This window comes from Blastococcus sp. SYSU D00669, from assembly GCF_054050715.1.
Window position 1 is genome coordinate 1 of record NZ_JBJGZV010000081.1, and the last position, 3,648, is coordinate 3,648.

At 71.7% G+C, this 3,648-nt stretch carries 4 protein-coding genes and 1 pseudogene; 1 reads left to right on the forward strand and 4 read right to left on the reverse strand.

Annotated elements, in window-relative coordinates; translation table 11 throughout:
* The coding region (locus ACI8AF_RS27450; RefSeq protein WP_456542959.1) for an acyl-CoA dehydrogenase family protein at positions 1–152 on the forward strand (152 nt) is incomplete at its 5' end.
* On the opposite strand, the gene ACI8AF_RS27455 is transcribed toward ACI8AF_RS27450, so the two are convergent.
* The 4 genes and pseudogenes from ACI8AF_RS27455 to ACI8AF_RS27470 form a co-directional block, all read right to left on the reverse strand.
* On the reverse strand, positions 127–1,413 hold the full coding sequence (locus ACI8AF_RS27455) for an acyl-CoA dehydrogenase family protein (RefSeq protein ID WP_456542956.1): 1,287 nt from the start codon (positions 1,411–1,413) through the stop codon (positions 127–129). The genes ACI8AF_RS27450 and ACI8AF_RS27455 overlap by 26 nt on opposite strands.
* A gap of 35 nt (positions 1,414–1,448) precedes the next feature.
* Entirely contained in the window at positions 1,449–2,216 is a 768-nt protein-coding gene (locus ACI8AF_RS27460; RefSeq protein ID WP_456542957.1) for an SDR family NAD(P)-dependent oxidoreductase, read from the reverse strand.
* Positions 2,209–3,135: a phosphotransferase family protein gene (locus ACI8AF_RS27465; RefSeq protein WP_456542958.1), complete on the reverse strand. Its 927-nt coding sequence runs from the start codon at positions 3,133–3,135 to the stop codon at positions 2,209–2,211. The genes ACI8AF_RS27460 and ACI8AF_RS27465 overlap by 8 nt, the downstream gene beginning before the upstream one ends.
* Before the next feature lie 131 nt (positions 3,136–3,266).
* Positions 3,267–3,648: pseudogene (locus tag ACI8AF_RS27470) on the reverse strand (acetyl-CoA C-acetyltransferase); the annotation flags it as partial.

Here is a 3,648-nt window from a genome sequence, read left to right on the forward strand (position 1 = left end):
TGACCACCGACGCCGTGCAGCTCTTCGGCGGTGCCGGCTACACCCAGGACTTCCCCGTCGAGCGCATGATGCGCGACGCCAAGATCACCCAGATCTACGAGGGGACCAACCAGATCCAGCGCATGGTCATCGCCCGCTCCCTGCTGCGCTGACGCCGTACAGGGCCCGGGCCTGTCGCGCTTGCTCGTGCCGCACGTAGGACGGGAACATCCCCTCGGCCGGCACCGCGTCCTTGAGCACCTCCCGCGCAACGACCTGCTTGTGCACCTCGGTGGGCCCGTCGGCCAGGCCGACGTGGAAGGAGTTGACGACCCACTCGGCGAACGGCATCTCGTGGCTGAGGCCCAACGAGCCGTGCACCTGCAGCGCGCGGGCCGCGATGTCGTGCAGCACCTGGGGCATCGCCGCCTTGACCGCCGAGACGTGCAGGCGGATGGCCCGCCAGTCCTTGCCCTGGTCCGCCAGCCAGGCGGTCTCCAGCACCAGCAGCCGGAACTGCCGCAGCTGCACCCAGCTGTCGGCCACCTTCTCCTGCACCATCTGGAGGTCGGCCAGCCGCTGCCCCTTGGTGGTGCGCGAGACGGCCCGCTCGCACATCATCTCGAAGGCCCGCTGGGCCTGGGCGATGGTGCGCATCGCGTGGTGCAGGCGGCCACCTCCGAGCCGCGTCTGGGCGACGGCGAACGCCTCGCCGCGCCCGCCGAGCATGTTGGTCGCCGGCACCCGGACGTCGGTGAACCGCAGGTGCGCGTGGGTGTCCTCGGGTTCGCCGTAGAACCCGTAGTTGCGCACGATCTCCAGCCCGGGGGTGCCGGCGTCGACGATGAGCATCGACGCGCGCCGGTAGGGGTTCTCGACCGCGGGATCGGTGACCACCATGACGATGAAGAAGGCCGCCGTCGCGGCCTCGGACGCGAACCACTTCTCGCCGTTGACCACCCAGGTGTCGCCGTCGAGGACCGCGGAGGTGCGGAAGCCGAGCGGGTCGGCGCCGCCTTGCGGTTCGGTCATCGCGAAGCAGGAGACGACCTGGTTGGCCAGCAGCGGCTCCAGGTACCTCACCTTCTGCTCCGGCGTGCCGAATGCGGCGAGGATCTCGGAGTTGCCGGTGTCGGGCGCCTGGGCGCCGAAGACGATGGGGCCGAAGCGGGCCATCCCGAACTTCTCGTTCATGAGGGCGAGCTTCAGCTGGCCGTAGCCCTTGCCGCCCAGCTCGGGGCCCAGGTGGCAGGCCCACAACCCGCGGGCCTTCACCTCGGCCTGCAGCGGCCGGACCAGCCGCACGAACTCCGCGTCGTGGATGTCCCACTGGCTGCCCAGCAGGTGGTCCAGCGGCTGCACCTTCTCGCGCACGAACGAGTCGATCCAGTCCAGCTCCTGCTGAAAGTCCGGGTCGGTCTCGAAGCTCCACACGGTTCGCGCTCCTCGCTCGCTCGAAAGGGGATGACCTACCGCCAGCCGCCGTCGACCCGCAGCACCGCGCCGGTGACGTACGAGGACGCCGAGGTGGCCAGGAACAGGACGGCACCGACGATCTCGCCCGGCTCGGCGCAGCGACCCAGCGCCACCGCGCCCTCGACCCGCTCCCGCATGCCGTCGGGCCAGTGCGTGGCGATGTCGGTGAGGAACGGGCCGGCCTGCACCGTGTTGACGCGCACCTTCGGGGCCAGGGCCTGGGCGAACCCCTCGGTGAGGACGTGCAGACCGGCCTTGGCCGCGGCGTAGGGCAGCGCGAGCGCCTGCGGGCGAATCGCCTCGACGGAGCCGATGTTGACCACCGTGCCCCCGTCGCCCTCGGCCATGCGCGTGCCGATGAGGGCGGTGAGCCGGAACGGCCCGCGGAGGTTGACCCCGATCACCTTGTCGAACAGCTCCGCCGTGACCTCGGGCAGGCTCGGGTACAGCGGGGAGAGCCCGGCGTTGTTGACCAGGACGTCGACCCGGCCGAACCGGTCGTGGACGGCGTCGGCGAGCCGGTCGCACTGCTCCCAGTCGCTGACGTTGACCGCCACCGGCAGGGCCTCGACGCCGTAGCGCTGCTCGACCTCGTCGGCGAGGCTCCGGCAGTTCTCGAGCTTGCGGCTGGCGATCACCACCCGCGCGCCCCGCTCGGCGAAGGCATGCACCATCTCACGGCCCATCCCGCGGCTGCCGCCGGTGACCAGCGCGACCTTGCCGTCCAGCTCGTCCCCGGAGGTCCGGGTCGGGTCAATCACCGTGCACCAGGTCCAGGCCGCGGGCGAAGAAGACCGGGACCGAGCTGGCCATGTCCTCGTACAGGGGGTCGGGCCGTCGTCCGGTGCGGTGCAGCCGGACGTTGAAGCCCGCGATGGCCCCGAAGCGGTAGCAGGCCAGTGCCTGGTACCAGACGGCGGCGGGCACCAGCACCCCCGCGGCCTCCTCGTACTCCCGACGCAGCTGGGCCGGGTCGGCCGCCACCTGCATCCGTGCGCTCCACGATGAGTGCCAGCACGACGGGTCGGTCATGAGCATCAGCCAGCCGAGGTCCAGGCCGGTGGCCCCGATCCCGGCGATCTCCCAGTCGACGACGGCGGCCACGGCAGCGGTCCGGTGGTCGAACAGGAGGTTGTTGGTGTGGTAGTCCCCGTGGAAGAGGCCGGTCCGGTGACCGCCGGGATCGGCGCCCAGCAGCTCGCTGGCCAGCCGCTGCCCGGCTTCGGCCCACGCGGGCTCGGGGTGCTTTCTCAGCAGTCGATCCCAGAACCCGATCTCCGCGGCCACCGCACGCGGCTGCTCCCAGCCGGCCAGCAGGCTCCGCCAGTCCACGGCGTGGATGCGTGCCAGCGTCTCGACCGCCCGGCTCAGATACACCCCTGTGTCCGGGTGCCGGCCGGCGGGTGCGGGATCCCAGGGGTTCAGCGATGTCGCGGGCAGCCGCTCCTGGACGATCGCGTCGGTGCCGAACCACTTCGGGTCGCCGGTCCACCAGATGAGCGGCGCGACGGGGACACCGGCCTTCTCCAGAGCCTGCAGCAGCGGCACCTGCCGGAGCACGTCGGTGTTGCCGCTGCGCCGTACCCCGGGCGGGGCGAAGCGGACGACCAACGACCGACGGACTACGCCGGCCCGGTCGACGACGTCGAATCCGAAGCTCAGCCCGGCGTTCCCGGGCATGGGCTGGAGTCCTGCGATGCGCGCACCTGGGCACACCTCGCTCGTGGCCCAGTGCCCGAGCCGGCTGGTGAGGTCGGCGAGGTCCACGTCGGCTCGGTCGCCGTGCTCGTCGCCCACGCCGACGTGCGGCGTCAGAGGAGCTCGAGGATGGTGGCGTTGGCCTGGCCGCCGCCCTCGCACATGGTCTGCAGCCCGTAGCGGATGCCGTTGTCGCGCATGTGGTGCACCAGCGTCGTCATCAGCCGGGCACCCGAGCCACCCAGCGGGTGACCCAGCGCGATCGCGCCGCCGTTGGGGTTGAGTGCCTTGGCGTCGGCGCCGATGTCGGCCAGCCAGGCCAGCGGCACCGGCGCGAAGGCCTCGTTGACCTCGAACGCGCCGATCTGGTCGACCGACAGCCCCGACTTCGCCAGTGCCTTCTGCGTGGCCGGGATCGGCGCGGTCAGCATGATCACCGGGTCGGCACCGGCCAGGACGGCGGTGTGCACCCGCGCGATCGGGGTCAGCCCCAGC